We start from the raw sequence: 24347 nt of genomic DNA, 5'->3' as shown, positions 1-24347 counted from the left end.
GAATGTTAATCTGGTGAGTAAAGGCTGTCCTGCGACAGCCTTTTTTGTATCTGCCAATAATAAGAGACGACACACGCATGATCAGATGGCTAAGTGCTGCAATTGATGGCCAGGACCGGGGGCGTTTAGAAGAGGCGTTCCGTTGGTTGTATACTTTTGTCAGGCCTCAGTCGAAGGCGATTATCGGCCTGATGCTGCTGTCGGTATTTGCCTCAGCGCTGGTGTTGTTGCAACCCTGGCTGACCAAACTGTTGATTGACGAAGGCCTGCTGGCAAAAGATTATGGCATGCTGGTGACCATGGCCGTGGCGATGATTCTGGTCGGCATTATCAGTACCGGGCTCTCCGGTATCAATCGTTATCTGCATACCCGGCTGTCGGGTAAGATCCTGTTCTCCCTGCGCGAACATCTCTATGAACATCTGCAAATCCTGTCACCGCAGTTTTTTGGTGGACGGCGGATAGGCGATATTCTGTCCCGGCTGGATGGCGATGTATCACAGATTCAGCGCTTTGCGGTGGATAGCATGTTCTCCGCGCTGAGCAGTGTGCTGGGGCTGGTGGGTGCGCTGGCGTTATTGGTGACCCTGTCCTGGAAGCTGTCACTGCTGGTACTGGTGCTGATTCCACTGGAGATTCTCTGGCTGCGCTGGATGCGGCGAAAAGTGGAACGTCAGACACGGATCATTCGCGAGCGTTCGGCCGATCTCAGCTCTTTTTTGGTGGAAACCCTGCCGGCGATGAAGTTTATTCAGGCGGTCTCTCAGGAAAAAAGGGAATCCCGCAAACTGCATAACCTCAGTGACAGCTATCTGACCGATCTTTTGAAGCTGCAGGTGACTGAATTTTTTACCCAGGCAATTCCTGGAACACTCACTTCACTGACCCGCGCTACGGCCTTCCTGATTGGCGGTTACTGGGTGATTCAGGGGCAGTGGCAACTGGGTTCGCTGATCGCATTTTCGACTTACCTGGGGATGGCGACCGGTCCGGTGCAGAGCCTTTTAGGTTTATATGTGGCGATTCAGCGGATGTCGGTCAGCCTCGACCGGGTGATGGATCTGCGTCGGGCTGAACCGGATATTACTACGCCCGAACAACCGGCTTCACTGGCAGAGGATATGCGTGGAGAGATCAGTTTCGATCGGGTTAGTTTTAGTTATGAAGGCCGTAATGAGCCGATTCTGAATCATGCCACTACAGTGTTTCCCGCTGGTGCCAGCATCGCCCTGACCGGGCCCTCAGGCGTGGGTAAATCCACCGTAATTGATCTGTTGATGCGCTATTACGATCCAGAGCATGGGCGCATTTTTATCGATGGAGTCAATCTTAAGCAGCTGCCGCCGATGGCGCTGCGTAAGCGGGTGGCGCTGGTGAGCCAGGATATCACTCTGTTCCGTGGCACCCTGATGGAGAACATCCGTTACGCAGCCCCTGAGGCCAGTGATGCAGACGTGCGGGCGGCGGCTGAACAGGCCCAGTTGACTGAGTTGGTCAGCTCCCTGCCGATGGGGCTGGAGACGCCGCTGGGAGAGCGGGGCAGTCAGTTGTCCGGTGGTCAGAAGCAGCGGCTGGCGATTGCCCGGGCGATTCTGCAACAACCGGCTATTCTGATTCTGGATGAGGCCACCTCGGCCGTGGACGAAGCGACGGAAACGGAAGTGATCGCTAATGTTAACCGTATCTTTGCCGGTAAGACCCGCATCCTGATCAGTCACCGGGCCTCAACCCTCAGTGGGGTGGATCTGCGCATCGAACTGAATAATGGTCAGTTGGTGGCTGAAAACAGTCTGCCGGAGGTGAGCTGATATGGGGCAGAAGGATAAAATATTGATCGGTCTGGTCGATAGCGGTTTTGGTTTTGCCGGATCACCGCCAACAGGGATTGATCGGGTTATAGCCTCACAGGCATTCAGATATGATGAAGGCATTGTACTAGCTCCGGTCATCAATGATCAGCTGGGGCACGGCTCCTCACTGTTAGAGGTGATAGCTGACCAGGCGCCGCAAGCTGAGTTTGCCATCGCACAGATATTCAGCGAACGTTTAGCCACAACCCCGGCACAGGTAGCCGCCGCCATCGACTGGCTGGTGGAGCAGCAGGTAGATCTGATTAATCTCAGTCTGGGGTTGCGCAATGACCGGGACGTGTTACGTAGTGCCTGCGAGAGAGCGCTGGCCGCCGGGGTGATTGTGTGTGCCTCCTCACCGGCTAAAGGTGATCCGGTTTATCCTGCGGCTTATCCCGGGGTGTTGCGGATGACCGGCGATGCCCGCTGTGAAAATCCGCAGCAGCTCTCCTGTCTGAAAACCCAATACGCGGATTTCGGAGGCTATGTTAAAGCCCGCAACGGCGTGATCGGTGCCAGTGCCGGATGCGCTCAGTTAACCGGCCATATCGGCCGCTATCTGAGTGAAGGCGGCGCTGCCGATCTGGCCTCCGTGGATCGATGGCTGGAGAGTCAGGCGGACTATTTTGGTGTTGAAGTCCGTTTTCCATCGGCCACAGAGACTAATCCAAACAGTGGAGGGTCGGTCGGTTGAATAGCTCTACACATAATAAGACAGCCCATATTGTTGTTCTCGGCGGTGGGCCGGCTGGAGGCGCAACGGCGCTGGGGCTAAAAACACTGGGTTATGATGTCACTGTTATAGCGGAGCCCAGACCGTTCAAAGCGGTCGAAGGAGTCTCCGAAAGGGTGGTTGAAGGGTTGAGAAATGCCGGGTTTAAACAGGCTCTGGCTAATCTGCCGCAACCCTCGCCACGGCTGGCCAGCTGGAATGGTGCCACCAACAGTGCCAATACCGAGATGCTGATCAACCGCAATGAGCTGGATCAGGGCATCGGCCGGGATCTGCAGGCGGCGGGCGTTCATCTGGTGCATAGCCGGGTTGGTAAAGTCAGTGAGACGGATGAAGGTTTTTCGGTTGAGCTGAAAGGTTCTGATGTTGCTCAACTGAATGCTGATTTTCTGGTGGAAGCCCGCGGTCGCAGTGCCCCGGCAGCCGGTCTTGAACGGCTGCGGGGCAGTGAAACCGTGTCATTGCTGCAATACTGGCAGGGCGAACCCTGTCAGCCACAGTCTGCCGCCGAAAGCTTTGAGGATGGCTGGGCCTGGATGGCCGCCTGGTCCGATGGCACCCGCTATCTGCAACTGACCTTTGATGTCGCCAGTGCCGATCTGCCGGATAAGGCCCAACTGATAGATCACTGTAACGCTATTCTACGAAACCTGCCCAGTGCACAGTCCTTTATTGCCAACGCTGAACCAACCGGGGTTATCCACGCCCGCACCAGCACACCGATACTCTGTCGTGAGGCAGTCGGCGACAACTGGATCAGGGTAGGGGACGCCGCGATGGCAGTTGACCCGCTATCAGGTAACGGGATTTTTCAGGCGCTTTCCAGCGCTCTGCAGGCACCTGCAGTGATCAATACCCTGCTGCAACACCCCGACAAAAGATCGCTGGCGAAACAGTTTTATCAACAGCGGGTCGATCATCTGTTTCACCGCTTTGCCCGCATCGGTCGGGATTTTTACGCCTCAGAAGAGCGCTGGTGGGATAACCCGTTCTGGGCCACCCGGCGCAACTGGCCCGACAATCAGCCCCTGCATCAGGAAACGGATCCTGACTCACTTCAGGTGGTCTGTATGCCGGTGGTCAGCAACGGACTGATTGAGGAGCATGAGGTGGTCACCACCAATGATCAGCCGCTGGGAATCTGGCATCTGAATGGCATACCGATGGCACCGGTGGTGCGGGCACTACAGAACAGAGATGAGCGTGTGAGTCCGCAGACCTGTCTGCAGACAGGGCTGGGTATGAGTCCTGAAATCGCTGAGGGGATGACCCGCTGGTTGTATCAGAATCACTGGTTGAAGGCTGTAAGTTGAAAACAAGTCGGCCTTTTTTCAGCGTTATACTTGCTGATTAATCTCCTGGCGCAGCTTATCCCGAATCTCCATCAGCATTTTGCCAAAGGCATTGTTGCCGCGCATATCGCGGCCACTGCCCCAGAAGTAGTCGTACTGGGTGACATCGGCAATCTCGACCTCACCGGTATCCAGTAGTTTTTGTGCAATCTCCGGATAGGTGCGGCATTTGATATAGGTGCCGCGGGTCATGACGGTCACCTTAACCCGATCCCAGTCTTTGCGTTTTGCGTGTTTTTTGCTTTTGCCCAGTTTTGTCGCATCGGCCGGGTGGGGGGCCTGGCGGATCTGTTCAGCATAGTCTGTATCGCCAAACTTCATCGCCTGGTAATAGTGTTCGACTGAAGGCCACTCATAACCATCCAGCTCGAAGGCGTGTCTGGAATACGAGGCCAGCGGGTTAGTGGGATCAATCCGCGTCAGCGTTACCAGTTGCTTCGCACTTTTGGGACTAAAAAACATCTTTGTTTCTCCACGTAATCCAGAGGCCGATGAAATAAAGGGGCCAAGGGTAGATGAACCCGGCTACCCGATTATCTGCTTATGCTTGATATTTTTCACCTGCTGCGGCCGTAAATGACATCTCGACTAACAAATTGGGATCAGTTAATTCAACTCAGGCGGGAACTCTATGAATTTTCATTCATTATAAACCTTGATGAGAAGGGGCTGCATAATAGCTAGCGCGACTCTATTTCCAAACGTTAATACTGATACATGACAAGCGCTTACTAAAACGGGAACTTCGTTAAAGAAGTCTGTGTCCATTTTCTCTTAGCGTATTGGATAGATTTGTCGTAGGAGCTGTTTCCAGCAGCGAATCAGGGAGGTGACTTGTGTGCTTAGAGGGAAGACGTTGGAGGCAATTAGCTGTCCTGTATAAGCCAATAATTATCGCGACGAGGTGTCACTTCTATGAGTTACCCTGGCACAGAAAGGTAAAAAGAGCCGCTAATTATCACTGCAGCCCTTTTTGTCTATCGCTTATACAGTTCAGATACTCATCAACACCGATTTAACCTCGGTGTAGTGCTCGATGACATCGCTGCCCATCTCCCGGCCCAGACCGGATTGCTTGTAGCCGCCGAACGGCAGGGCAGGGTCGAGTGCGGTATGGCAGTTGACCCAGACGGAACCGGACTTGATGCGCGGAATCATACGGTGTACCTGTGACAGGTTGTTTGACCAGATGCTGGCACCCAGTCCGTACTGACTGTCGTTGGCGATACGTACCGCTTCGTCGATATCATCGAACGGCATCGCGACCAGTACCGGGCCGAAGATCTCCTCCTGCACCACAGTGGAGTTCTGATTCACATCCACCATCACGGTGGGTTTAACAAAGAAGCCCGGCCCTGGCACCGCAATACCGCCGGTGGTAATGGTGGCGCCGCTGTTGCGACCCTGATCAATGTAGTTGCACACCCGGTGCTGCTGCTTTGCCGAGATAAGTGGCCCCATCTGGGCATTCGGGTCCAGGCCATGTCCCAGGGTCATACCTTCTGCAATGGCGGAGATATCGGCCACGACATTGTCGAAATGTTTCTTATGTACATAGAGACGGGAACCGGCGCAGCAGACTTGCCCCTGATTGAAGAAGATCGCGTTGGCAGCACCGGCTGCGGCGGTCTGCACGTCGGCATCTTCCAACACGATAGTGGGGGACTTACCACCCAATTCCAGGGTGACCCGGGTCATGCTGTCGATGGCTGCTTTACCGATCATTTTTCCTACCTGAGTGGAGCCGGTAAAGGTCAGTTTATCCACATCAGGGTGGTGGGACAGGGCGGCACCTGCTTCGATACCGACGCCGGTAACCACATTCAGTACACCGGAAGGATAACCCGCTTCCAGTGCCAGCTGGCCCAGCATCAGTGCGGTCAGCGGGGTTTCATCGGCGGGTTTAAGAACAACTGTGCAACCGGTTGCCAGTGCCGGGCCCAGTTTCCAGCAAGCCAATAGCAGTGGGAAGTTCCAGGCGACAATGGCGCCAACCACACCGACTGCTTCCCGGCGGGTGTAGCCGTGGAACTGTGCGTCTGGCATAAAGGGCACTGATACATCGACGCTGCGACCCTCGATCTTTGTGGCGAAGCCGGCCATATATCGGAGGAAATCAACCGCCAGACGGATATCAACATGCTCTGCGATCACCACACTCTTGCCATTATCCAGCGATTCAATTTCAGCCAGCAGGCCGGCATTCTTTTCAATCAGGTCGGCAAAGTTCCACAGCAGCTTCTGACGATCGACCGGCTTGATGCGGCTCCAGTCTGAATCTTCAAAAGTTTTACGCGCCATTGCCACCGCTTTATCGATATCAGCCTTATCGCCGCTGGGTACCGTGGTGATCTGTTCGCCATTGGCGGGGTTGATGACCGGCAGCGTCCGGCCATCTTCAGCCTCCAGCCACTGATCACCAATCAGAAATTTATGCTGACGCTGAATAAAGTCCATTGCCGCAGCTGAGGGGGAAAATTGTGATTCGCTCATATTTGTAGACCTGTTTGTAGTTGTAATGTGGTTGTTATCAGAGATACAGAGAGGCCTGAATGCATTACAGGCAACCCGACACTTAGTGATACGGTTATCGCAAGGGCTGTGCCAGAGTGTTTATATTTAATTAAATTGTTGTTTTATATGTATTATTTTTCTATTTGTTATCTCGGGTCGTCATCGAAGGAGTGTTTTACAATGAGACAGGGTGTTAAAAAATAAGTCAGTTGAGTGAGTGATCATTCCCGATGATCAGGGGAGAGAAGCCCTGTTTCTGTTTCGTCTTTCCCGGACTGTTACATTTTTGAACAGCGGTGTTGCGTAATAAAACAGTGGTGGCCGGATTTCTCTGTACAGGATTACCCTGATTTTTTGTAATTCATTGAAAAATAATAGTTTCTTTCTATTGGCACAGGCCGTGCTTTGTATCCCTGCAGGTTAGAACTTTGGGTCGTGTTGAGCTTCCCAACTAAATAAACAACAAAAGGAGTCTGGCCTTGATGAAGGAATTTACACTACCCCGGTTAACGGGTGGACTTCTGCTGGCAGGGTTTATCTTGCCAGCAGGGGCCGTACAGGCGGGTGATGCTGAAGCCATTATTCAGAGTAAGTGTGTGGCATGTCATACCCAGGAGAATGCCAAGCCTCTGCAGATGAGTCGTATGAGCCATCAGCGTAAAACCCCGGAAGGCTGGCTGATGACCATTGCCCGGATGCAGGTGATGCATGGCCTTGATGTCACCGATGATGAACGGCGGACGCTGGTGAAGTACTTTGCTGATAAGCAGGGTCTTGCTCCGGAAGAAACCGAGGATTCACGCTATGCGATGGAGCGTCGCCTGAACACGATGGAAAGCTTTGAGTCCACCAACTTTGAAGAGATGTGCTCCCGTTGCCATTCCGGCGCACGGGTGACGCTGCAGCGTCGTCCGGCATCTGAGTGGAAGCATCTGGTGAACTTCCATCTGGGCCAGTGGCCTACGCTGGAATATCAGGCACTGGCACGGGACAGGGACTGGATGGATCTGGCATTTAAGGAGATGGTTCCAGAGCTGGCTAACGAGTTTCCGCTGCAGTCTGCCAGCTGGGATAAATGGCAGAGTGCTAAGAAGTTACCTGCCAGCGGCAGTTGGAGCTTCAGTGCCCAGATGCCGGGTAAAGGCGATATTCGCGGTGTTATGACCGTGTCTGGGGGTAAAGAGGATCAGTATAAGGTCACGGTTGAGGGTGAATATGCGGATGGTTCTACGCTGCAAGGCAGTGGCACAGCCATCGTTTACACCGGCTATGAGTGGCGCGCTAATCTGACCGTCGATGGGGTGAAAATGCGTCAGGTTTTCGCTCTCTCAGAGGATGGCTCCGAACTGACTGGCCGCATGTTTGAGGCGGTACACGATGAAGCGGGTATGGATTTCACCGCGGTGCGGGCCGGCAGTACGCCAACGCTGCTCTCGGTTCAACCCGGCTATATCCGCGCAGGCAGTACAGATGTACTGACACTGGTGGGTACCGGGCTGGGTCAGCAGGTCTCACTGGGTGATGGTATCAGGGTCGTCAGTGAACTCTACCGCGATGGTAACAAAGTAGTGCTGCAAGCCACAGCTGACAGCAAGGCTCAACCGGGCGCCCGTAATGTAGTGGCAGGTCAGGCAGATGGCGCAGTGCTGAATGTCTACGATCAGATCGGCAGCGTTAAAGTGGTACCTGATTTTGCCGTCGCCCGGGTGGGTGGTAACGGTGGTTCTACGCCGAAATACAATGGCTATTTCCAGGCTGAAGCATGGATGAATGGTGCCGATGGGCAGCCCGGTACCGAGGACGATATGCGTATCGGTTTCGTTCCGGCTAAATGGCATGTCGAGCCCTTTGATGAGCAGGCGGCGGCCGACCGGGATACTCATTTTACCGGGCGTATGGATGAAAAAACCGGTGTGTTTACCACAGCGGCTGCCGGCCCCAACCCAGAACGGCGTATGTCGACAAATAATGCGGGCAATCTCAAAGTGGTTGCCGAAGTGATGGAAGGCAATGCTGTCCTGAATGCTGAAGGTCAGATGATCGTGACCGTGCAGCGCTGGAACAATCCACCACTGCCATAAGCAGTTCCTGACTACCAATAAGTGATGTTGTACAGCGGTATAGCATCCTGAAAACAATAATAGTGAGGAGGGTTGTTCAATGGGCGCCCAATTAAATCTGGTAGAGCAGAATCTACATCTGGTGGCAGTCAGTTCGCGGCAGATGCTGTTCCATATTCCTTCCAGCAGTCTGTTTGAGCTGGATGGTCTGACCGCACAGCTGATCGAACTATTGCGACAGCGGCCACAACAAACCGCAGAGCAACTGGTGGGTGAACTGTCCGGGCAGTATCCGACGGATCAGGTGGCTGAAACCCTGAAAGAGCTGATCGCACTGGAGCTGGTGAGTGATGGCTCGCCGTTAACTCCGGAGATTGCGCTGAAAAAGATCACCGAGTTTCCGCTCAATACGCTGGTATTGAATGTAAACACCGGTTGCAACCTCAGCTGCAGTTACTGTTACAAAGAGGATCTGGATAAGCCCTCTGAGGGCAGGAAGATGCAGTTCGACACAGCTAAGCAATCGATTGAGATGCTGATTGCTGAATCACCTAAAGAGGCGCGTTATAACATCGTCTTCTTTGGCGGTGAGCCGTTGTCGAACTTCGGTCTGATAAAGGATGTTGTCGCCTACTCCGAACAGCGCTTCGCTGAACTGGGGAAGCCGGTAGACTTTACCATGACAACCAATGCAACTCTGCTGACGGAGGATATCGCCGATTGGCTTAATGCTCACCGTTTCGGACTTTCCGTCAGTATGGATGGGCCGAAAGCAATTCATGATAAAAACCGGATCACTGTCGGTGGGCAGGGGACTTATGATGTGGTGAGTCGCAAAGCGAGAATGCTGCTCTCCCGTTTCCGTGCCCGTCCGATCGGAGCCCGTGTGACGCTGACCAAGGGGGTCACCGATGTCCGTCAGATCTGGGATCACCTGTTTAATGAACTGGGATTTTCAGAGGTCGGTTTTGCACCGGTAACCTCCGGTGATATCAGCTATTACAACCTCAGCGATGAGGAACTGGCTGAGGTTTTCCACAACATGAAGGCGCTGGGCAAAGAGTATCTGGAAGCTGCGCTGGAGCACCGCAATATCGGCTTCTCCAACATGCATCAGTTGATTACCGATCTTCATGAGGGCAATAAGAAAGCTCTGCCCTGTGGTGCAGGTGTGGCGATGCTGGCGGTGGATCACGAAGGTGGCCTGAATCTCTGTCATCGGTTTACCGGATCGGATCTGGGGACCTTTGGCGATGTGCAGACGGGTATCGATAAAGAGCGCCTGGGAGGGTTCCTAGAGCAGCGTCTGGATCGTACCGATACCGGATGTTCCAGCTGCCGCATTCGTAATCTCTGTTCCGGTGGCTGCTACCACGAAAGTTACGCCCGTTTTGAAGACCCGACTCAACCCGTTTATCACTACTGCGATCTGATGCGTGACTGGGTGGACTTCGGTATCGAAGTTTACAGCCGCATCATGGCCGAAAATCCGGCTTTTATCGACAGTTACATATCTCCCCGGAGGGCTCATTGATATGAAACATCTCAAGCCTGTTAATAACAAAGCACACACTCTGACTCAGGCCGTTGCCGATGATCAGGTAGAAGAAGTTGTCGCGATGCAGTCCATCGCTGGTTGTACCGCCACCACCGATCCCGGTTGGGAAATTGATGCCTTTGGTGGGGTCACCTCCCTGTGTCAGCCGATGGAATCGGATCTGTATGGCTGTGCCGACCCCTGCTGGTGGCCTGCACAGGTACCGGACATGATGAATACCTACCCGGACTGGAATGAAAAAGCAGCGAATTCCGCTGATAACTGGCGCAATCTGGGAACGGTGTTCCCGGCTGATAAAGACTAACCGAACAGGATGCTAACGATGAGAAAAAGAAATATGCTTCCTCGCGGCATGACTGTCATGCTGACGACTTTAACGCTGGGTTTAACAGCTTTAACCGGTGGCCTGGCTATGGCAGCAAAAGGACCTGCGCTTAAAGCCGGCAACGAATATATGGTGGTGGCTAACTATCCAAATCAGATGCATGTGCTGGATCTGGCAACCGACACCCTCTATAAAACCTGTGATATGCCGGGACGGTTTGGTCCGGGTGCTCTGCAGGTCGCTCCGGATAAGAAAACTGCGTATATCCTCAATAACGGTTATGAAGATATCTACGGTGTGGATATGGATACCTGTGATGTTAAGTTCCACGCGAAGATGGCGCAAAGCAAGCAGGAACGGACCAAAACTATCTATGCGTTTGCCCTGAGTTATGACGGTAAAGAGCTATACACCGTACAGAACCCGACGCTGATGGAGCGGGATCATTACGTCGTGCAGCCAACCCGTTTGGCGGTTTATAGCACCGATGCGGGGATGGATGCCAAACCGGTGCGAATGTTCCCCTCACCGCGTCTGGTGACGGCGATGCAGGTGGGCAAGGATGGCGGCCTGTATATGGCCGGTGCGGATATCTACAAGATGGATGTCCAGACGGGTCAGTATGAGGTGGCCGTTGCCAGCCGTAACTGGCAGCGGGAACGTTATGTCCAGCCGGATGTTCTGAACGTCTGGGCGGTGCAAACGCCCACTAAAGACTTCACCATTCTCTATACCACTGCTCGTTTTCAGGAAGGTTCTGACGATCTGAACACCGCAGACTGGTTGTATGGATACTTCAATATCAATCTGGAAACCGGGGCAACGGAGACCAAAGACTTCGGCCCGATCACTGAACTGTATTTCACCGGCACCCGGTCGCCTAAGGATTCCAACATTATGTATGGTGTCCTCAACCGGCTGGCGAAATACGATATTGAAAAGCAGACGCTGCTGAAAGCTGCGGAACTGGATCACTCCTACTATTGTGTCACCGTTAACCAGACTGGCAGCAAAGTCTATCTGGCGGGTACCCATAACCATGTTGCGGTATTCGATGGTGATACGCTTGAACGGTTGAATACGATTGAGCTGCCGGGGGGCGATATGTCCACCACGACGGCTCAGGTATTTGTTCGCTAAGTAACCCTCCTAGCACTGTGAAAACCCTTCAGACAGCTTCAAATGAGGCTGTCAGGGGGGGACTTTGCCAAAAGTCCGGTGTTAATTGAATTGAGCCTTATTTACGTATTCTATTTTTTAATCATTTTATGGAATCTGAGCATGAAAAAGAATAACAGCACATTCCTGAAATTAAACACTCTGGTGGCTGCGCTTATGACTGCTACAGCCGTGCAGGCTGCCCCTGTTTATGACCAGGATGGAAAAACCGTTGAGTTTAATGTTGAAGGTATGGCCGGAGTCTTCTCCACCGAAGAGAACTATAACGGTGTCGATGATGGCGGAAATTTCTGGCAGGAAGGTTATCTCAAGGGTGATCTGGTTGGCCGGAATGCAACGGGCAGTGGTACCGTCTATGGCGGTCTGGGGGTGATTGCTCTGGGCACCGGTGGTGATGGTGACGCCGGGGGGTATACCTCCGGTGATGAGAGCGAGCTGAAAATAGAGAACGCTTTTATCGGCTGGCAAAGTAGTAATGGTGTTTTTGATCTGTCAGTCGGGCGTCAGCAGTTTACCTTAGGTGATGGTTTTATCATTGCCGGTGATGCAATCAGCCTGGGAGACATGGGAATTCCGGGCATCGATGTCGATCGCGGTGGGGCTTACTATCTGGCAGGGCAGAAAAGCTTCGACAGAACCGCGGTACTGAAAATTGATCCGGAAGGTCCGGTGCGGGGTGACCTGTTCTGGCTGCAGTCAGATAACCCCTACCATCAGGATACCGAGCTTGGCGGGGTTAACCTTGAGTGGGTTGATGATGCCAAGGGAGCGCTGGGACTGAGTTATATGTCGGTGCTCGATGTTGATAAAGGCACTGCATTCGGCATCTGGGATCAGCGGGATGGCATGGATATCATCAGTCTGCGCGGACAGGGCAGTATGGGGGTAGAGAACCTGTTTCTGTCATTTGAATATGTCAATGAGAGCGGTGGTGATACCGCGGTTAAGAATGATGCGAATGCGTGGTATGTGGAAGGCGGCTGGACGTTTGCCGATCTGCCCTGGTCGCCAACACTGAACTATCGTCACGGGAAGTTCTCCGGCGATGACAGCTCGACCGCCAACAACGAAGCGTTTGATCCCCTGTTTTTCGGTTTCACCCGGGGGTTTGGCACCTGGTTCCAGGGTGAGGTGGCGTCCAATTATGCCGGTCCTGCCAACAGCGGCAATGATGTTGATCGTATCGAGGTGACGTTGCAACCCCGGGACGATCTGACCGTTGGTTTACAGTACTGGGATTTTGGTAAAGATGCGGATGCTGCTGATCTGGCGGGAAGTGAAGTGGACCTGTATGTCCTCTGGTCGATCAACGATAACGTCGTCTTCAGTCCGATGCTGGGTTACTACAAGCCTGACGGGGCTGATGTTATAGCCAACCAGTCAAATGATGATGGTAATCTCTACCTGCAGGCCGTACTGATGTATTTCTACTAATCAAAAAGAGTTACTAATAAACACTCTAATTTCATTGCTATGGAGGTCCTGCTCCTTCAGCTGCGATAAAAAGGTAGTTGTTCACGGTTACCTTTTAATCGCTTTCCACGGCCCGTTTTCCGGTGCCGTGGCTTTTTGCTGTTGAAACAGGCGGTTAATAAATGCTGTTAAAAAAGGCCGCAGGCCGGTCAGTGCGAAAACTATTTGATTGCTATAGTCATATGGATACGGTAAAAAAATTGATAACCTGTGTTTGAGTTGTTGAATTAAGCAGTGGCGAGTGATCAGTACTATGAAAAAGTCGATAGATTCCGTGTTACCTACTGACCCCCTTAACTCGGTGAAGGTCGCCCGTAATCGGCTTGTTCAGGAAGGTGAAGTCCCCAGTGGAGTCTTACGTAGCGAGATTGAAGATTCCTGGCAGCGAAGTGTAAACGCCGGACTTAACTGTGAAGCACCGCTCGATCTGGAAAATCTCTCCAGAGACAGGATCGACACTCTGCAAGAGAAAAACCGGGGGCTGATCGAAGCGGCTCATCCTGAGATTAAACAGCTGGTTGACTATTTTAGTTCCGATGGCGGACTGGTGATGCTGACTGATGAATCGGCTACGATTCTGAAGATAAAGGGCGATACCCGGCATCTGGATTCCGCCACCCGCTATGCGCTTGCACCGGGGGCCAACTGGGGCGAAGAGTTGCGCGGCACCAATGGTCCGGGTACCGCCATTGTTAACCGCTCCCCCCTGATGATCAGGGGTAATGAGCACTTTCTCGATTCGATCGGTTATCTTTCCTGTTGTTCTGCACCTATCGCCGATCCCAAAGGGGAGCTGCTGGGGGTGTTGGATCTCACTTCACCGACTGATAATCGTGATCTGCCGCCGAATCTTAGTCTGGTGCAGCAGGCGGTACGTTCCATTGAAAACCGGATGTTCAGCGGCCAGTTCCAGCAGCATATTGTTCTCAGTGTTCACAGCCGTCCGGAATACCTGCGTTCCTCATGGCAGGGATTGTTAGCGCTGGAATTGGATGGTCATATTCAGGCGGCTAATGAGCAGATCTGTCAGTTACTGAACCGCAAGCGGGAACAGTTGGTGGGGCGCAACCTTGAAGAGCTGTTTGGTGTGCGTCCAGAAGTACTGCTGATCGATCTGCACCGCAAAGGCCGTGGGCAGCTCAGAACCCGTGGCGGTGATTTCTACTGTGAACTGCTGCATTTCCCTAATAGCTTTCCAACCTCCTACAAAGCGCCAGCCAAATCCGGCCGCAGTAAGCCCGCACCAGCCCCTCTGAATGCACCGTCTCTGATTGAACTGGCCGGCCAGGATCCACGGTTACAGAAAGGTGTGCGTATGGGCAGTCGGGCACTGTCCCACGAATTACCGGTACTGATTCAGGGGGAGACCGGCACCGGTAAAGAGGTGATGGCCAAATCCTTGCATCTGGATAGCCGTCGAACAGGTGGCCCGTTTGTGGCGGTTAACTGTGCTTCGATTCCAGAAGGGTTGATCGAATCGGAGTTGTTTGGATATCGGGAAGGTGCTTTTACCGGTTCCCGCAAAGGCGGCATGATTGGACGGCTGGAACAGGCGCAGGGAGGAACCCTCTTTCTTGATGAGATCGGTGATATGCCACTGGCGCTGCAGGCCCGCTTGCTTCGGGTGTTGCAGGAACGCACAATCGCCCCACTGGGCGGCGGCGATGAGATCGCGCTGGATATTGCGGTGATTTGTGCTTCCCACCGTGACCTGAAAGCGTTGGTTGCCGAAGGTTTGTTCCGGGAAGATCTTTATTACCGTCTCAACGGCGTTTGCCTGCGCATTCCTGCATTCCGTGATCGCACCGATAAAGAGGATTTTATCCACTACTTCCTTCATCAGTTGACACCGGATGGCCGCCAGATTGAACTTGCACCCGAACTGATGGTGCAGTTATTAGCCTATCACTGGCCCGGTAATATCCGTCAATTGGAAACCACTCTGCGGGTGGCCATCGCCTTTATGGAACCGAATGAAGTGGAGATCGATAGCTGTCATATCAGTGATGATTTTCTTGAAGAACTTAATAGCCAGGGAACATCGACAGGCAGTAGTATTGCCCTGAATCAGACGGGCGGCACGTTAAAAACCAGTGAGCTGTTAACCATTCAGCAGGTACTGGAGCAGAACGAGGGGAATATCTCGGCAACCGCGAATGAGTTAGGCATCAGTCGCGCCACCCTGTATCGCAAGCTTAAACAGCTGGAAGGCGCGTGATGTATTAAAGCGCTAGTCAAAGCGCCATTCATCGGAAAGCCCTGGGACATGTTCCGGTGGTGTATAACCGCTGTTTTTATCAAAGCGGGCCATAAAGATCTGCCAGATCTCAGCAACCGGGATACTGTTTTCCATTCTCTCAAGTAACTCAAGCGTGTCACCGGGACTCAATTCACCGGTTTCCAATACCCGGTAATACCAGCCAGAGATCGCCTCCGACATAATCAGCGAGGCGATATGTGCATTGCCATATTTCTGATTTACCTTCCAGCAGGGGCGGCGGGGCTGGGATACCTGCACAATTGCGCTGCCAAGACGGAAGGTATCACCAATATGGACTTCGGTATCGGTTAATCCGCTGGTGGAGATATTCTCACCGATAGAGCCGGGGATGAAACTGTCACTCAGGTGGGGCAGGGCTTGTTTAAACAGCGCGTAATGTTCCGCAGGGTAGTGGTAGATCGCTTTTTCCGGTCCGCCATGTACGCGCTTATCCACCTGAATATCATCACTAAGCCCCAGCTCGGTGATCTCATGCGTTTTTTCAGACAGGTTTTTAAAAATTCCGGTTGGGGTATTGTCCGGGCCAATAGTATTGAGTTGACCGATATAGATACCCTCTACGGATACTGAGCGTTTCTGCATTTTACAATCCCCTGCTGAGTTCGTGAATCAGTGTAGAGTTGAGTGGTGCAAATCTCCAGTTAAGCGCGGCAGGTTAAAGTTGATTTTGTCTGAAAAATTAAGGTGCCATTTTCCGGAAATAGGGTAACCTTATGAATGTGTTAATTATTTTTTGTAAGCGGGGTATAACATGGATATGGATCTGAGTCTTTTGCAAACCCGGGTTATCGGCTGTCTGATTGAGAAAGAGAAAACCACACCTGATCAGTATCCCCTCACGCTGAACTCCCTGACGACCGCCTGTAACCAGAAAAGTAACCGTGATCCGGTAATGGAGTTGTCGGATACGGATGTACAGGAGGTGCTTGATGAGCTGAACAGTAAGCACCTGATTCGCGAAGAGGGAAGCTTTGGCAGCCGGGTACCGAAGTACAAACACCGTTTCTGTAACACCGAATTTTCTAAGTTACAGTTGAGCGAGCAGGAGCTGGCGCTTGTTTGTACACTGTTTTTGCGCGGGCCACAGACCCCGGGTGAACTGCGCAGTCGTACGAACCGTTTGTGCAGTTTCAGCGATGTACATGAGACTGAGGCGGTATTGCAGAAGATGAGCGAACGGGAAGAATTTCCGCTGGTCGTGAGGATGCCACGGGAGCCGGGTAAGCGGGAATCCCGTTATGCTCACCTGTTCAGCGGTGAAGTGGAAGCCGCTGATCCATCGGAATATAGTACACCGGCAGCGGCCAGTACACGTATCAGCAGTGAAAGAATAGAGAGCCTTGAACAGCGCATTGCCGAGCTTGAAAAAACAGTCGCAATGCTGGAGGAGAAACTGGCTCAGTAACCTTGTACTCTGAGGCCAGAGGATGTGCTTGTGAGTCAGCCGGGAAGCCCTGGGGGGGAGAGCGGGCTTCCCGTAACTGCAGGCTTACTTAAGCCCGGCTTCCATTTCCAGTCGCAGAGCAATGTCATCGCCGATCATTGGTACACCGTACTTCATGCCGAAATCACTGCGTTTGATATTGCCGGTAGCGGTGAAACCTGCAACCTGCTTCTTATTGAACGGGTGCTCACCTACTTTGTTAATGGTCAGATCCAGATCAACCGGCTTGGTAACGCCCAGCAGGGTCAGGTCACCGGTTAGTTTGGCGGTGTTTTCGCCCGTCTTCGTGACTGAGGTGCTGGAGAACGTCATCTCCGGGAACTCCGCGGCATTGAAAAAGTCAGGAGAGCTCAGGTGCTCGTCACGCTTCGCATGGAAGGTATTGATTGATGCGGTGGCGATAGTGATCTCGACCTTAGAGTTTTCAATATTTTCTTTGTCAAACACCAGCGAACCTGTCAGCTCATCGAAGCGGCCCAGCATATTGGACAGGCCCAGGTGGTTCACATTAAACAGAGCATTGGTGTGCGCCATATCGATCTCGTATTCGGCAGGTGCTGCCTGAGAGAGTGATGAAACAGCCATGGTTGCAGCGATAATTGAAGTACCGAGCAGTTTTTTAAAAGTCATTTTCTGAACCTCTGTAGGAATAGTTAGTTGAGAGGGAAGCATAAGGGTTAATAGCCCAGGGTACTGGTTTCAGTCAGCATGATGGCGCAAAGGATGCTGGCTCCCAGTGGAATAACACCAACAGCCGTCAGGCAGATCGCCCTGATAGCCGGAGACGAAACTTTTTTCAGTAGTGGAATTTTTGGCAGCAGGTAGCTGATCATGAGTACCGGTATCAGCACGGCTATCGCAACTCCGCTGGCCTTGGTAAAAAACAGGCTTTGAGCGGTCAGGGCCGCCAGCGCGGTTGTCATAGGAAATACCATTGCAGCGCCCATCGGGAATCTGAACTTAGGCCAGTTCAGGAGCAGAAAACCACCCACGGCGGCCATCAGCCCAAAAGTACTCTGCGAAAGCATCGCCGAAGAACCGATCATCAAAATCGCACCTAGCCCGGCACAGTAAAGCAGAATCTGTATGCCGCTATCGAGCCGGTGGCGGCTTTTTTCGAATTGCCAGTAGGCGAAGAGTGAAACCAGCAGTGCTGCAGCCAGATAGATGAAACCATCAATCTGGGTGCTGCCAAGGCGGCTGCCGAATAGCCAGCCAAGCGTGGCTAGCGGGAGTATAATACCGGCCAGTCGCCAGAGATTGCCTTGCAGTTTTAGCAGATCAAAGACCAGACCGATCATGCCTGCGGCAGCGATCAGGTAGGGTAACTTCTGTGAGGTCGATTTGGGCGGAAAGCTGAAACCCTGGATAACGATAACCGTAATCAGTGCGCTGATTGCTACCCCAAGAGTTGCAATCCGGGCGCCTTTTGCCGATGTGAAGCCCAGAGCTCCGGCGATAAGCAGACTTAAAAATAAAGGCAGAATTGAGCTCTGCACGATCGGATTGCTGAGTGACAGCTCCATCAATGATCCTCGTAAATGTCCTGATGTGATTGAGTATGGATATTACAACGGTAAAGTGTCTCAAAAGTTTTTCCAATTACAGTGATATTGTCGCAAAGCGTATCCAAGCCGCTGTTTGACACATTTTGATACACTTTAGGTTAGGACGGCGCTGAAAAAAACGATATTCTGAATACTGAGCAAACTATTTGATTACACAGGTAACATGAACAGCACTCCCCATATCTTAGTTGTTGATGATCATCAGGAGATCCGGGACCTGATCAGTCGCTATCTTTCAGAGCATGGCTACCGGGTTTCATCAGCCAACGGTGGGGATGAGATGAAAGCGGTGATGCAGACCAGTGCCATTGATCTGGTCGTCCTGGATATCATGATGCCGGGTGATGATGGCTTAACCCTGTGTCGCTACCTGCGTGAACAGGGGCAGATTCCTATCATAATGCTGACGGCGATGGCCGATCAGACCGACCGGGTTGTCGGGTTGGAGATGGGTGCCGATGATTACCTTTCCAAACCTTTCTTTCCCCGTGAACTGCTGGCCCGTATTAAGGCCGTGCTAAGACGTACTGAGTCGATGCCGCCACGAAAAGAGGCGCTTGATGATGAGATTATCTGTTTTGATATCTGGAAACTGGATGTTGCCCGGCGGGAACTTATCGGACCGGATAGCGTGGCTGTTCCCCTGAGCACTTCAGAATTCAAACTGCTATCGACCTTTCTGGCCCACCCCAAACGGGTTTTAAGTCGTGATCAACTGCTGGACCTTACCCGTGGTCGTCAGGCGGATGTATTTGATCGTAGTATTGATAATCAGGTTAGTCGTCTGCGCCGTAAGATCGAAACAGATCCTTCCCACCCTGAACTGATTAAAACTGTCTGGGGTGGTGGATATCTGTTGTCAGTGGATATTTCGCGATGATGATCAGGCAGCTACAAAAAAGCCTCTCCGGGCGCGTTATCGGTTTGTTGATTCTGGTATTCGGTCTGGTTAATGCTGTCACGGTATATATCTACTATGAAGAGCGTGGCAGAGCGGTTCGCTGGACTCACATGGAAGATCTGGTGACCCGCAGCGCGTCAGTCCAGCGTTTACTTAATGATACTCCCGCTGAGTTACACGCCCAGATTCTGGAATCCGTATCGACCGATCTGTTCCGCTTTGCTATCCAGCCGTTACCCGCCGTGACAGAAGAAAATCTGACCGAACAGGATCACCCTCTGTATCAGAACCTGATTAACAAAACCGATGGTATGGGACCGATAAGTCTATCGATCAGTCCGCGGTATTACTGGTGTTACAGTTGGATACAAAACCTGCTAAACCCGCAACTATTCCTGAATCAGTCCGATAACCGCAGGCCATTGGCCATTGTCTCCATTCGTCGCGACCAAGAGGGTTGGCTCAATGGCACGTTAATGTCATCGAGTGTCTTTCCCGGCTGGTTAGCTGCGGTGCTGGTGGCACTGGGATTATTTGTCTTCACTGTGGTCGCGATTGTACTGATTGTTCGCTATGCGACCCGGTCTCTGGATGTGCTGATCGAAGCCAGTGACCAGTTGGGCCGGGGTGAAACCGTAGGGCCAGTACCTGACGAGGGACCGGAAGATGTGCGCAGAACAATCTACGCTTTTAACCGGATGCGCGAGCGGATTGAGCGCTTTGTGAAAAACCGGACCCTGATGCTGGCCGCCATTTCGCACGATCTGAGAACGCCGCTGACCTCGCTGCGTTTGCAGGCAGAGTTTATTGATGATCTGCCAACCCGGCAGCGGATGCTGCGTACTCTGGATGATATGCAGGAGATGACCGAGGCCACGCTGGCATTTACCCGTGAGGATATCGCCTGTGAAGATAAGCGTTGTATTGATATTGCGGCGCTGATTGAGAGTCAGTGTGATGATCTTAGCGAGATGGGGTTGAATGTCAGTTGTGATGAGCTGCAGCGTACGCCTTATAATTGCAGCCCCGGGGCAATGAAACGGGCGCTGGCTAACCTGATTGAAAATGCTTGTCACTATGGTGAAAGCGCACGGGTCAGTTTAACTCAGCTTGGAGATGAGCTGCATATCACCGTTAAGGATCAGGGGCCGGGTATTCCTGAAGCGGACTGGAACCGGGTGTTCGATCCCTTTGTTCGTTTAGAAAACTCACGTAATCGTCATACCGGGGGTATCGGTTTGGGGATGGCGATCGCCCGCACCATCGCCCATGCTCATGGTGGCGATATAGCGTTACGCAACCTCGAGCCTAAAGGGCTGGAAGTTAAACTATCTCTGCCATTAAACTGACTGGATTATCTGCTTTCCTGCTACCTGTTTCAGAGTAGCAGTTTTTTGCCGGTTCTTTGCTGCGGTCCCTGCATCCGGGGGATACCGCTGAATCCCGAAGGCACGACTGTAATTCTTCCACCCTGTTGCAGAAACTGGCTGGTCTGATTACGAATCGATTCGTGTGTTTCATGAGCGGGCGGTGGTTTGGGAACGTTTCGCAGACGCAGGGCTTTCATTTCTAATCTCTCTATTTATTGTTCAGGTGACAAGGAAGTATAGAAAAGATTTTTTGGATTGCTCAATAAATGATCAGTATTTTTTCTATCGAGTCTGTTTACGCTTAAAAATGAAGGATCGATCAGCCTGTAGATATAGACAGACTCATCAGTGAACAAATAATCTGCATCAATAGCTGTTTCTGGGTTAAAAGGCGTATTATCTGTACGGGTATGGCTTTGTCTGAGTTGAAGGAGGGGACTGGAATGAAGCATCTGACTTGGCTGTTATTGATCTGCCTGTTGCCCGGCTACTCGTTTTGCGATGAACTGAAACCGTTTACCAGTGATGGTTGCAGCGCGTTTCCTGATGGGACACTGGAAGAGAATACTCTCTGGTTAGCCTGCTGTGAGGAGCATGACCGGGCGTACTGGCAAGGGGGCACTTACCAGCAGCGTCTTGATGCAGATAAGCAGCTTAAACAGTGTGTTGCTGCACTGGGTAAGCCAAAAACAGCGATGTTGATGCTGGCCGGTGTCAGAGTCGGGGGAAGTCCCGCTTTTCCGACAACGTTTCGCTGGGGCTATGGCTGGTCTTATCCACGAGGTTACGCTGAATTGACTGAGGATGAACTGCAACAGGTTAACAAACTGACACAGCCATAGGTGGTCATTTTGACAGTTATCTGAATTTCTGAATGCTTTCAGGCCGATAGATACCTATGTGGGGTTGACAGTTCAGAGTCAGGAAGGCACTTTAAATTAAACGTCTATTTAAGTTTACGGATCCCATTGAATGCCTAAAGTAGGAATGCCAGAAATCAGGAAGCCGCAGTTGATTAACGCCACGATGGAGGCGATTAATGCTGTAGGTTTACAGAAAGCCAGTGTGGTGATGATCAGTAGCTATGCGGGGGTTTCACCTGCCATTATTAACCATTACTTTGGTGGTAAAAGCGGTCTGCTTGAAGCCACTATGCGCTCTGTTCTGAAGCAGCTGTCCGAAGGCGTGAAGAGCCGTTTGCAGGACGTGGGGCCGGACGATGTTGTGGCACGGATTCAGGCGATAGTGGGGGGGAATTTCTCAACCGATCAGATGGACAGTAAGGTGGTAAAAACCTGGTTGGCGTTCTGGTCTCAGTCGATGCATGACGAAGCGCTGTTTCGTCTCCAGCGTGTTAATGAAAAGCGCCTGCTTTCTCATCTGTCTCTGGAACTGAAAAAGATCCTGCCTGCGGATAAAGCAGTTTTTGTCGCCCAGGGTATCGCCGCACTGATCGATGGTATCTGGCTGAGGGGGGCGTTATCACCGCAGGGTATCAATGCCGAACTGGCCCAGCGGATGATTACTGATTATCTGGCGCTGCAGCTGGCTTAATCAGTTCTACAGCATCTGAGTGTGTATGAAAGACCCCGGTTCAGGAAAATCGGGGTCTTTAGTGTAACTATCAACAGCCCTGAAGGGGAAGCACTGTTGATAGTTACCAAGATAGTTACGAAACTCACGCATGTACGGCTGTCTTAAAGAGCCTTATTCAAAGGTACGGCTGATGCTAAAGACTGCCCGTGCATCAGTAGTATCACCCCAGTAGTTATCTTCGATATCTGTGTCGGTATAGCCCAGAGAAAGATCAAACCCGGCAACGCTTTTCGCAACAGACACACCCCAGTTGCTGTAGGAGTCGTCATTCACTTTCGAGCCGAAATAATAGTCACCGCCATCTTCCAGCAACTTGGTGTGAGCGGCTTCCAGTGTCAGACTGAAATCTTCCGGCAGGTTGATGGTATGACTCAGAGAGACAATGACTGAGTTACCCGCGTCACCAAAATAGTTATCTGAATACAGCACTTTAGCGGTGGTGTTCTCTTTGTAGGTAACAGAGCCGTACAGTTCGCCATAATCAGATTCAGCGCCTGCATCGTCCGCTCCCGGGTAGGTGTAAAACGCATATCCAAGATCATAGCCGAAGTCGTCATTGATACTGCCAGCATAACCTGCATAGTAGTCGATTTCGACTTCAGCGCTGCTGTAGCTATCCTTATCCAGGCCCGAAGCCCAGACTCCTGCGTAGAATCCTGCGTCGTTATACCAGTCAACACTGCCTTGCAGTGTCGGATCCCCATCGGTAGAACTGACCCCGTTATAGACGTAATCAGACACCAGAGTGACCGTGGCGGAAACGTCAGCATGCGCCTGCAGTGCAAAGGTCGCAGAGGAGGCAATGATTGCGGTTGATACTGCTTTTTTAAACATAGTTTATCCCCAGTGTTAGGAGGGTTAGTTGTTCCCTTATTCGTATCCAGACCGAATTTCGGGCATAGCGGGGCCGCTACCTGAAGCATCAGGCAGTGGCCAGAAAGTGATTTATCTAATGTTCTGGGTGACTTGATTACCTGCGGCTCAGGCCGTTTGTAATACCAGCCGACTTCGTTGTGCCAGCAGCAGATAGACTGCAGCGTAGATAGCGATAACCAGCAAACCCACCCATTCAATATTGAAGGGGGTGAACTGGTAGGCCAGGATCAGTCCATACATGAGTACAAAGTTGCCCAGTATGTAGCGGGTCTTACCGAAACGTTCGACAGTGATATCCAAATTTGAGGTATAGAGACGTATCAGTGAATCGAGAGAATTGATGACAAACACAATGCCAACAAAGACCATAGCCAGGTTCAGCATATAGGTGATTTCGATAGCGTTAATGTAGTGGTAATAAAGTACTGAGAACCAGATGGCCAGGGGGATCGACGGAATAACTAACAGTGCTGCACACAACTGCCAGGTTTTCAGTCCCCCAACGAAGCGGGCGACGAACTGGCCAATCATAATACTCCAGCTAAACCACCAGAACAGGTAGAACTGATGATAGTCAGAGATAGGCCGGGTGAACTGGTCGATATGGGTAAAGTACCCGCCAATATTGGTCATTGTTTGTAGTAGTTCGCCAAAACCTAAACCGGGTGCGTTTAGCATCACCGCTGCGATGAGGGCAAAAAACAACCAGGTGGATGCGACACTCAGTACTTTGATGTAGCTGATATCGGTGCTGGAAAAAACTGCCAGCGCAACAACCAGTGCTGTCAGCCCAAAACGAACCGGATCAGATATATCCGGAACATAACTCGGTAGATAGTCGAGGAACAGGAAACCGGTAAACGCACAGGTTCCCATGATAACGATATTGTTAACAAACTTAATCAGCGGTTTTTCAAACAACTGTACCTTAGGTTCAATGACGCAGAAGTAGAACGTGGTGAGAAAGTAGAATCCCCATACCAGAAAGCCCCAGAAACCAAATTCGATAGCCAGTGGGTTGGTGAACTGATACACCTCTTCGGTCGCATAGGTTGGGAACTCAGTCAGTGGAAACATTATGAGCCCGACATCCAGTCCGGAGGTAAACAGGATTGCAATAAAGGCAAACAAAGAGCTGGGTATTGTTCCTTTACAGGTAACATTACCTGCTTTTATGACGATAAATCCCGACGTCAGAAGTGCAGCTAAAATAGCTACGGTTAATATAGTGGTCATTCAGACTAGCCCCTTATTATTTTTTTTTATG

Annotated in this window: 22 protein-coding genes; 14 read left to right on the top strand and 8 right to left on the bottom strand. The window is 51.8% G+C overall.

Annotated features, from left to right (window positions below):
- Positions 1-77 precede the first annotated feature (77 nt).
- Genes KDX31_12250 through KDX31_12240 form a run of 3 tightly spaced genes read left to right on the top strand, consistent with a single transcriptional unit; the run spans position 78 to position 3896 of the window.
- On the top strand, positions 78-1808 hold the full coding sequence (locus tag KDX31_12250; protein ID UTW02131.1) for an ABC transporter ATP-binding protein: 1731 nt from the start codon (positions 78-80) through the stop codon (positions 1806-1808).
- A 1-nt stretch (position 1809) separates the two neighbouring features.
- A complete protein-coding gene (locus KDX31_12245) occupies positions 1810-2544 on the top strand; it encodes a S8 family serine peptidase (protein ID UTW02130.1) in 735 nt (244 codons plus the stop codon).
- Positions 2541-3896 carry a tryptophan 7-halogenase gene (locus KDX31_12240; protein UTW02129.1) on the top strand — a complete coding sequence of 452 codons (1356 nt, stop codon included), beginning with the start codon at positions 2541-2543 and terminating at the stop codon, positions 3894-3896. The genes KDX31_12245 and KDX31_12240 overlap by 4 nt, the downstream gene beginning before the upstream one ends.
- A gap of 24 nt (positions 3897-3920) precedes the next feature.
- On the opposite strand, the gene KDX31_12235 is transcribed toward KDX31_12240, so the two are convergent.
- Both KDX31_12235 and KDX31_12230 read right to left on the bottom strand, forming a co-directional pair.
- Positions 3921-4397 (bottom strand): NADAR family protein, encoded by a 477-nt coding sequence (locus KDX31_12235; protein ID UTW02128.1) that lies wholly within the window; start codon positions 4395-4397, stop codon positions 3921-3923.
- A gap of 531 nt (positions 4398-4928) precedes the next feature.
- Positions 4929-6428 (bottom strand): aldehyde dehydrogenase family protein, encoded by a 1500-nt coding sequence (locus KDX31_12230; GenBank protein ID UTW02127.1) that lies wholly within the window; start codon positions 6426-6428, stop codon positions 4929-4931.
- A gap of 503 nt (positions 6429-6931) precedes the next feature.
- Here KDX31_12230 and peaA point away from each other — a divergent pair.
- The 6 genes from peaA to KDX31_12200 all read left to right on the top strand — a co-directional run bounded on the left by peaA (position 6932) and on the right by KDX31_12200 (position 15262).
- The gene (gene peaA / locus KDX31_12225) at positions 6932-8530 is read left to right on the top strand and encodes a quinohemoprotein amine dehydrogenase subunit alpha (protein ID UTW02126.1); all 1599 of its coding nucleotides are present in this window, start codon (positions 6932-6934) and stop codon (positions 8528-8530) included.
- 79 nt (positions 8531-8609) lie between these two features.
- Complete coding sequence (gene peaB / locus KDX31_12220; GenBank protein ID UTW02125.1) at positions 8610-10043, top strand: quinohemoprotein amine dehydrogenase maturation protein; 1434 nt, start codon at positions 8610-8612, stop codon at positions 10041-10043.
- 1 nt (position 10044) lies between these two features.
- Positions 10045-10371, top strand: a complete 327-nt coding sequence (gene qhpC / locus KDX31_12215; protein UTW02124.1) for a quinohemoprotein amine dehydrogenase subunit gamma — start codon at positions 10045-10047, stop codon at positions 10369-10371.
- 18 nt (positions 10372-10389) lie between these two features.
- Positions 10390-11532, top strand: coding sequence for a quinohemoprotein amine dehydrogenase subunit beta (gene peaD, locus KDX31_12210; protein UTW02123.1), 1143 nt, complete (start codon positions 10390-10392; stop codon positions 11530-11532).
- 141 nt (positions 11533-11673) lie between these two features.
- Positions 11674-13005 carry an alginate export family protein gene (locus tag KDX31_12205; GenBank protein UTW02122.1) on the top strand — a complete coding sequence of 444 codons (1332 nt, stop codon included), beginning with the start codon at positions 11674-11676 and terminating at the stop codon, positions 13003-13005.
- A gap of 292 nt (positions 13006-13297) precedes the next feature.
- Positions 13298-15262, top strand: a complete 1965-nt coding sequence (locus KDX31_12200; GenBank protein ID UTW02121.1) for a sigma-54-dependent Fis family transcriptional regulator — start codon at positions 13298-13300, stop codon at positions 15260-15262.
- 12 nt (positions 15263-15274) lie between these two features.
- On the opposite strand, the gene KDX31_12195 is transcribed toward KDX31_12200, so the two are convergent.
- On the bottom strand, positions 15275-15907 hold the full coding sequence (locus KDX31_12195) for an MOSC domain-containing protein (GenBank protein ID UTW02120.1): 633 nt from the start codon (positions 15905-15907) through the stop codon (positions 15275-15277).
- Between the two features lie 169 nt (positions 15908-16076).
- Between KDX31_12195 and KDX31_12190 the strand changes: the two genes are divergently transcribed.
- The gene (locus KDX31_12190) at positions 16077-16730 is read left to right on the top strand and encodes a DUF480 domain-containing protein (protein ID UTW02119.1); all 654 of its coding nucleotides are present in this window, start codon (positions 16077-16079) and stop codon (positions 16728-16730) included.
- 84 nt (positions 16731-16814) lie between these two features.
- On the opposite strand, the gene KDX31_12185 is transcribed toward KDX31_12190, so the two are convergent.
- Positions 16815-17399: a polyisoprenoid-binding protein gene (locus KDX31_12185; protein ID UTW02118.1), complete on the bottom strand. Its 585-nt coding sequence runs from the start codon at positions 17397-17399 to the stop codon at positions 16815-16817.
- Between the two features lie 47 nt (positions 17400-17446).
- Positions 17447-18295, bottom strand: coding sequence for a hypothetical protein (locus KDX31_12180; GenBank protein UTW02117.1), 849 nt, complete (start codon positions 18293-18295; stop codon positions 17447-17449).
- 205 nt (positions 18296-18500) lie between these two features.
- On the opposite strand from KDX31_12180, the gene KDX31_12175 reads away from it, so the two are divergent.
- Positions 18501-19217 carry a response regulator gene (locus tag KDX31_12175; protein UTW02116.1) on the top strand — a complete coding sequence of 239 codons (717 nt, stop codon included), beginning with the start codon at positions 18501-18503 and terminating at the stop codon, positions 19215-19217.
- Positions 19214-20587 (top strand): HAMP domain-containing histidine kinase, encoded by a 1374-nt coding sequence (locus tag KDX31_12170; protein ID UTW02115.1) that lies wholly within the window; start codon positions 19214-19216, stop codon positions 20585-20587. Before KDX31_12175 ends, KDX31_12170 begins: the two co-directional genes overlap by 4 nt.
- Positions 20588-20616: 29 nt before the next feature.
- Here the strand turns inward: KDX31_12170 and KDX31_12165 are convergent, their stop codons facing one another.
- Positions 20617-20805 (bottom strand): hypothetical protein, encoded by a 189-nt coding sequence (locus tag KDX31_12165; GenBank protein UTW02114.1) that lies wholly within the window; start codon positions 20803-20805, stop codon positions 20617-20619.
- A gap of 246 nt (positions 20806-21051) precedes the next feature.
- Between KDX31_12165 and KDX31_12160 the strand changes: the two genes are divergently transcribed.
- A complete protein-coding gene (locus tag KDX31_12160; GenBank protein ID UTW02113.1) occupies positions 21052-21450 on the top strand; it encodes a hypothetical protein in 399 nt (132 codons plus the stop codon).
- 130 nt (positions 21451-21580) lie between these two features.
- Complete coding sequence (betI, locus tag KDX31_12155; protein UTW02112.1) at positions 21581-22162, top strand: transcriptional regulator BetI; 582 nt, start codon at positions 21581-21583, stop codon at positions 22160-22162.
- Between the two features lie 153 nt (positions 22163-22315).
- Here the strand turns inward: betI and KDX31_12150 are convergent, their stop codons facing one another.
- Positions 22316-23038 carry a TorF family putative porin gene (locus KDX31_12150; GenBank protein ID UTW02111.1) on the bottom strand — a complete coding sequence of 241 codons (723 nt, stop codon included), beginning with the start codon at positions 23036-23038 and terminating at the stop codon, positions 22316-22318.
- 147 nt (positions 23039-23185) lie between these two features.
- Positions 23186-24316, bottom strand: coding sequence for a BCCT family transporter (locus KDX31_12145; GenBank protein UTW02110.1), 1131 nt, complete (start codon positions 24314-24316; stop codon positions 23186-23188).
- Between the last annotated feature and the right edge of the window lie 31 nt (positions 24317-24347).

Origin of the sequence: Amphritea atlantica (assembly GCA_024397875.1) — a bacterium.
Taxonomy (GTDB): Bacteria; Pseudomonadota; Gammaproteobacteria; order Pseudomonadales; family Balneatricaceae; genus Amphritea; species Amphritea atlantica_B.
This window is presented reverse-complemented; position numbering and strand designations above follow the sequence as displayed.

Coding starts and splice junctions, on each gene's coding strand:
- KDX31_12250 (UTW02131.1), top strand. CDS start 78: ATGATCAGATGGCTAAGTGCTGCAATTGATGGCCAGGACCGGGGGCGT.
- KDX31_12245 (UTW02130.1), top strand. CDS start 1,810: ATGGGGCAGAAGGATAAAATATTGATCGGTCTGGTCGATAGCGGTTTT.
- KDX31_12235 (UTW02128.1), bottom strand. CDS start 4,397: ATGTTTTTTAGTCCCAAAAGTGCGAAGCAACTGGTAACGCTGACGCGG.
- KDX31_12230 (UTW02127.1), bottom strand. CDS start 6,428: ATGAGCGAATCACAATTTTCCCCCTCAGCTGCGGCAATGGACTTTATT.
- peaA (UTW02126.1), top strand. CDS start 6,932: ATGAAGGAATTTACACTACCCCGGTTAACGGGTGGACTTCTGCTGGCA.
- peaB (UTW02125.1), top strand. CDS start 8,610: ATGGGCGCCCAATTAAATCTGGTAGAGCAGAATCTACATCTGGTGGCA.
- qhpC (UTW02124.1), top strand. CDS start 10,045: ATGAAACATCTCAAGCCTGTTAATAACAAAGCACACACTCTGACTCAG.
- peaD (UTW02123.1), top strand. CDS start 10,390: ATGAGAAAAAGAAATATGCTTCCTCGCGGCATGACTGTCATGCTGACG.
- KDX31_12205 (UTW02122.1), top strand. CDS start 11,674: ATGAAAAAGAATAACAGCACATTCCTGAAATTAAACACTCTGGTGGCT.
- KDX31_12200 (UTW02121.1), top strand. CDS start 13,298: ATGAAAAAGTCGATAGATTCCGTGTTACCTACTGACCCCCTTAACTCG.
- KDX31_12195 (UTW02120.1), bottom strand. CDS start 15,907: ATGCAGAAACGCTCAGTATCCGTAGAGGGTATCTATATCGGTCAACTC.
- KDX31_12190 (UTW02119.1), top strand. CDS start 16,077: ATGGATATGGATCTGAGTCTTTTGCAAACCCGGGTTATCGGCTGTCTG.
- KDX31_12185 (UTW02118.1), bottom strand. CDS start 17,399: ATGACTTTTAAAAAACTGCTCGGTACTTCAATTATCGCTGCAACCATG.
- KDX31_12180 (UTW02117.1), bottom strand. CDS start 18,295: ATGGAGCTGTCACTCAGCAATCCGATCGTGCAGAGCTCAATTCTGCCT.
- KDX31_12175 (UTW02116.1), top strand. CDS start 18,501: ATGAACAGCACTCCCCATATCTTAGTTGTTGATGATCATCAGGAGATC.
- KDX31_12170 (UTW02115.1), top strand. CDS start 19,214: ATGATGATCAGGCAGCTACAAAAAAGCCTCTCCGGGCGCGTTATCGGT.
- KDX31_12165 (UTW02114.1), bottom strand. CDS start 20,805: ATGAAAGCCCTGCGTCTGCGAAACGTTCCCAAACCACCGCCCGCTCAT.
- KDX31_12160 (UTW02113.1), top strand. CDS start 21,052: ATGAAGCATCTGACTTGGCTGTTATTGATCTGCCTGTTGCCCGGCTAC.
- betI (UTW02112.1), top strand. CDS start 21,581: ATGCCTAAAGTAGGAATGCCAGAAATCAGGAAGCCGCAGTTGATTAAC.
- KDX31_12150 (UTW02111.1), bottom strand. CDS start 23,038: ATGTTTAAAAAAGCAGTATCAACCGCAATCATTGCCTCCTCTGCGACC.
- KDX31_12145 (UTW02110.1), bottom strand. CDS start 24,316: ATGACCACTATATTAACCGTAGCTATTTTAGCTGCACTTCTGACGTCG.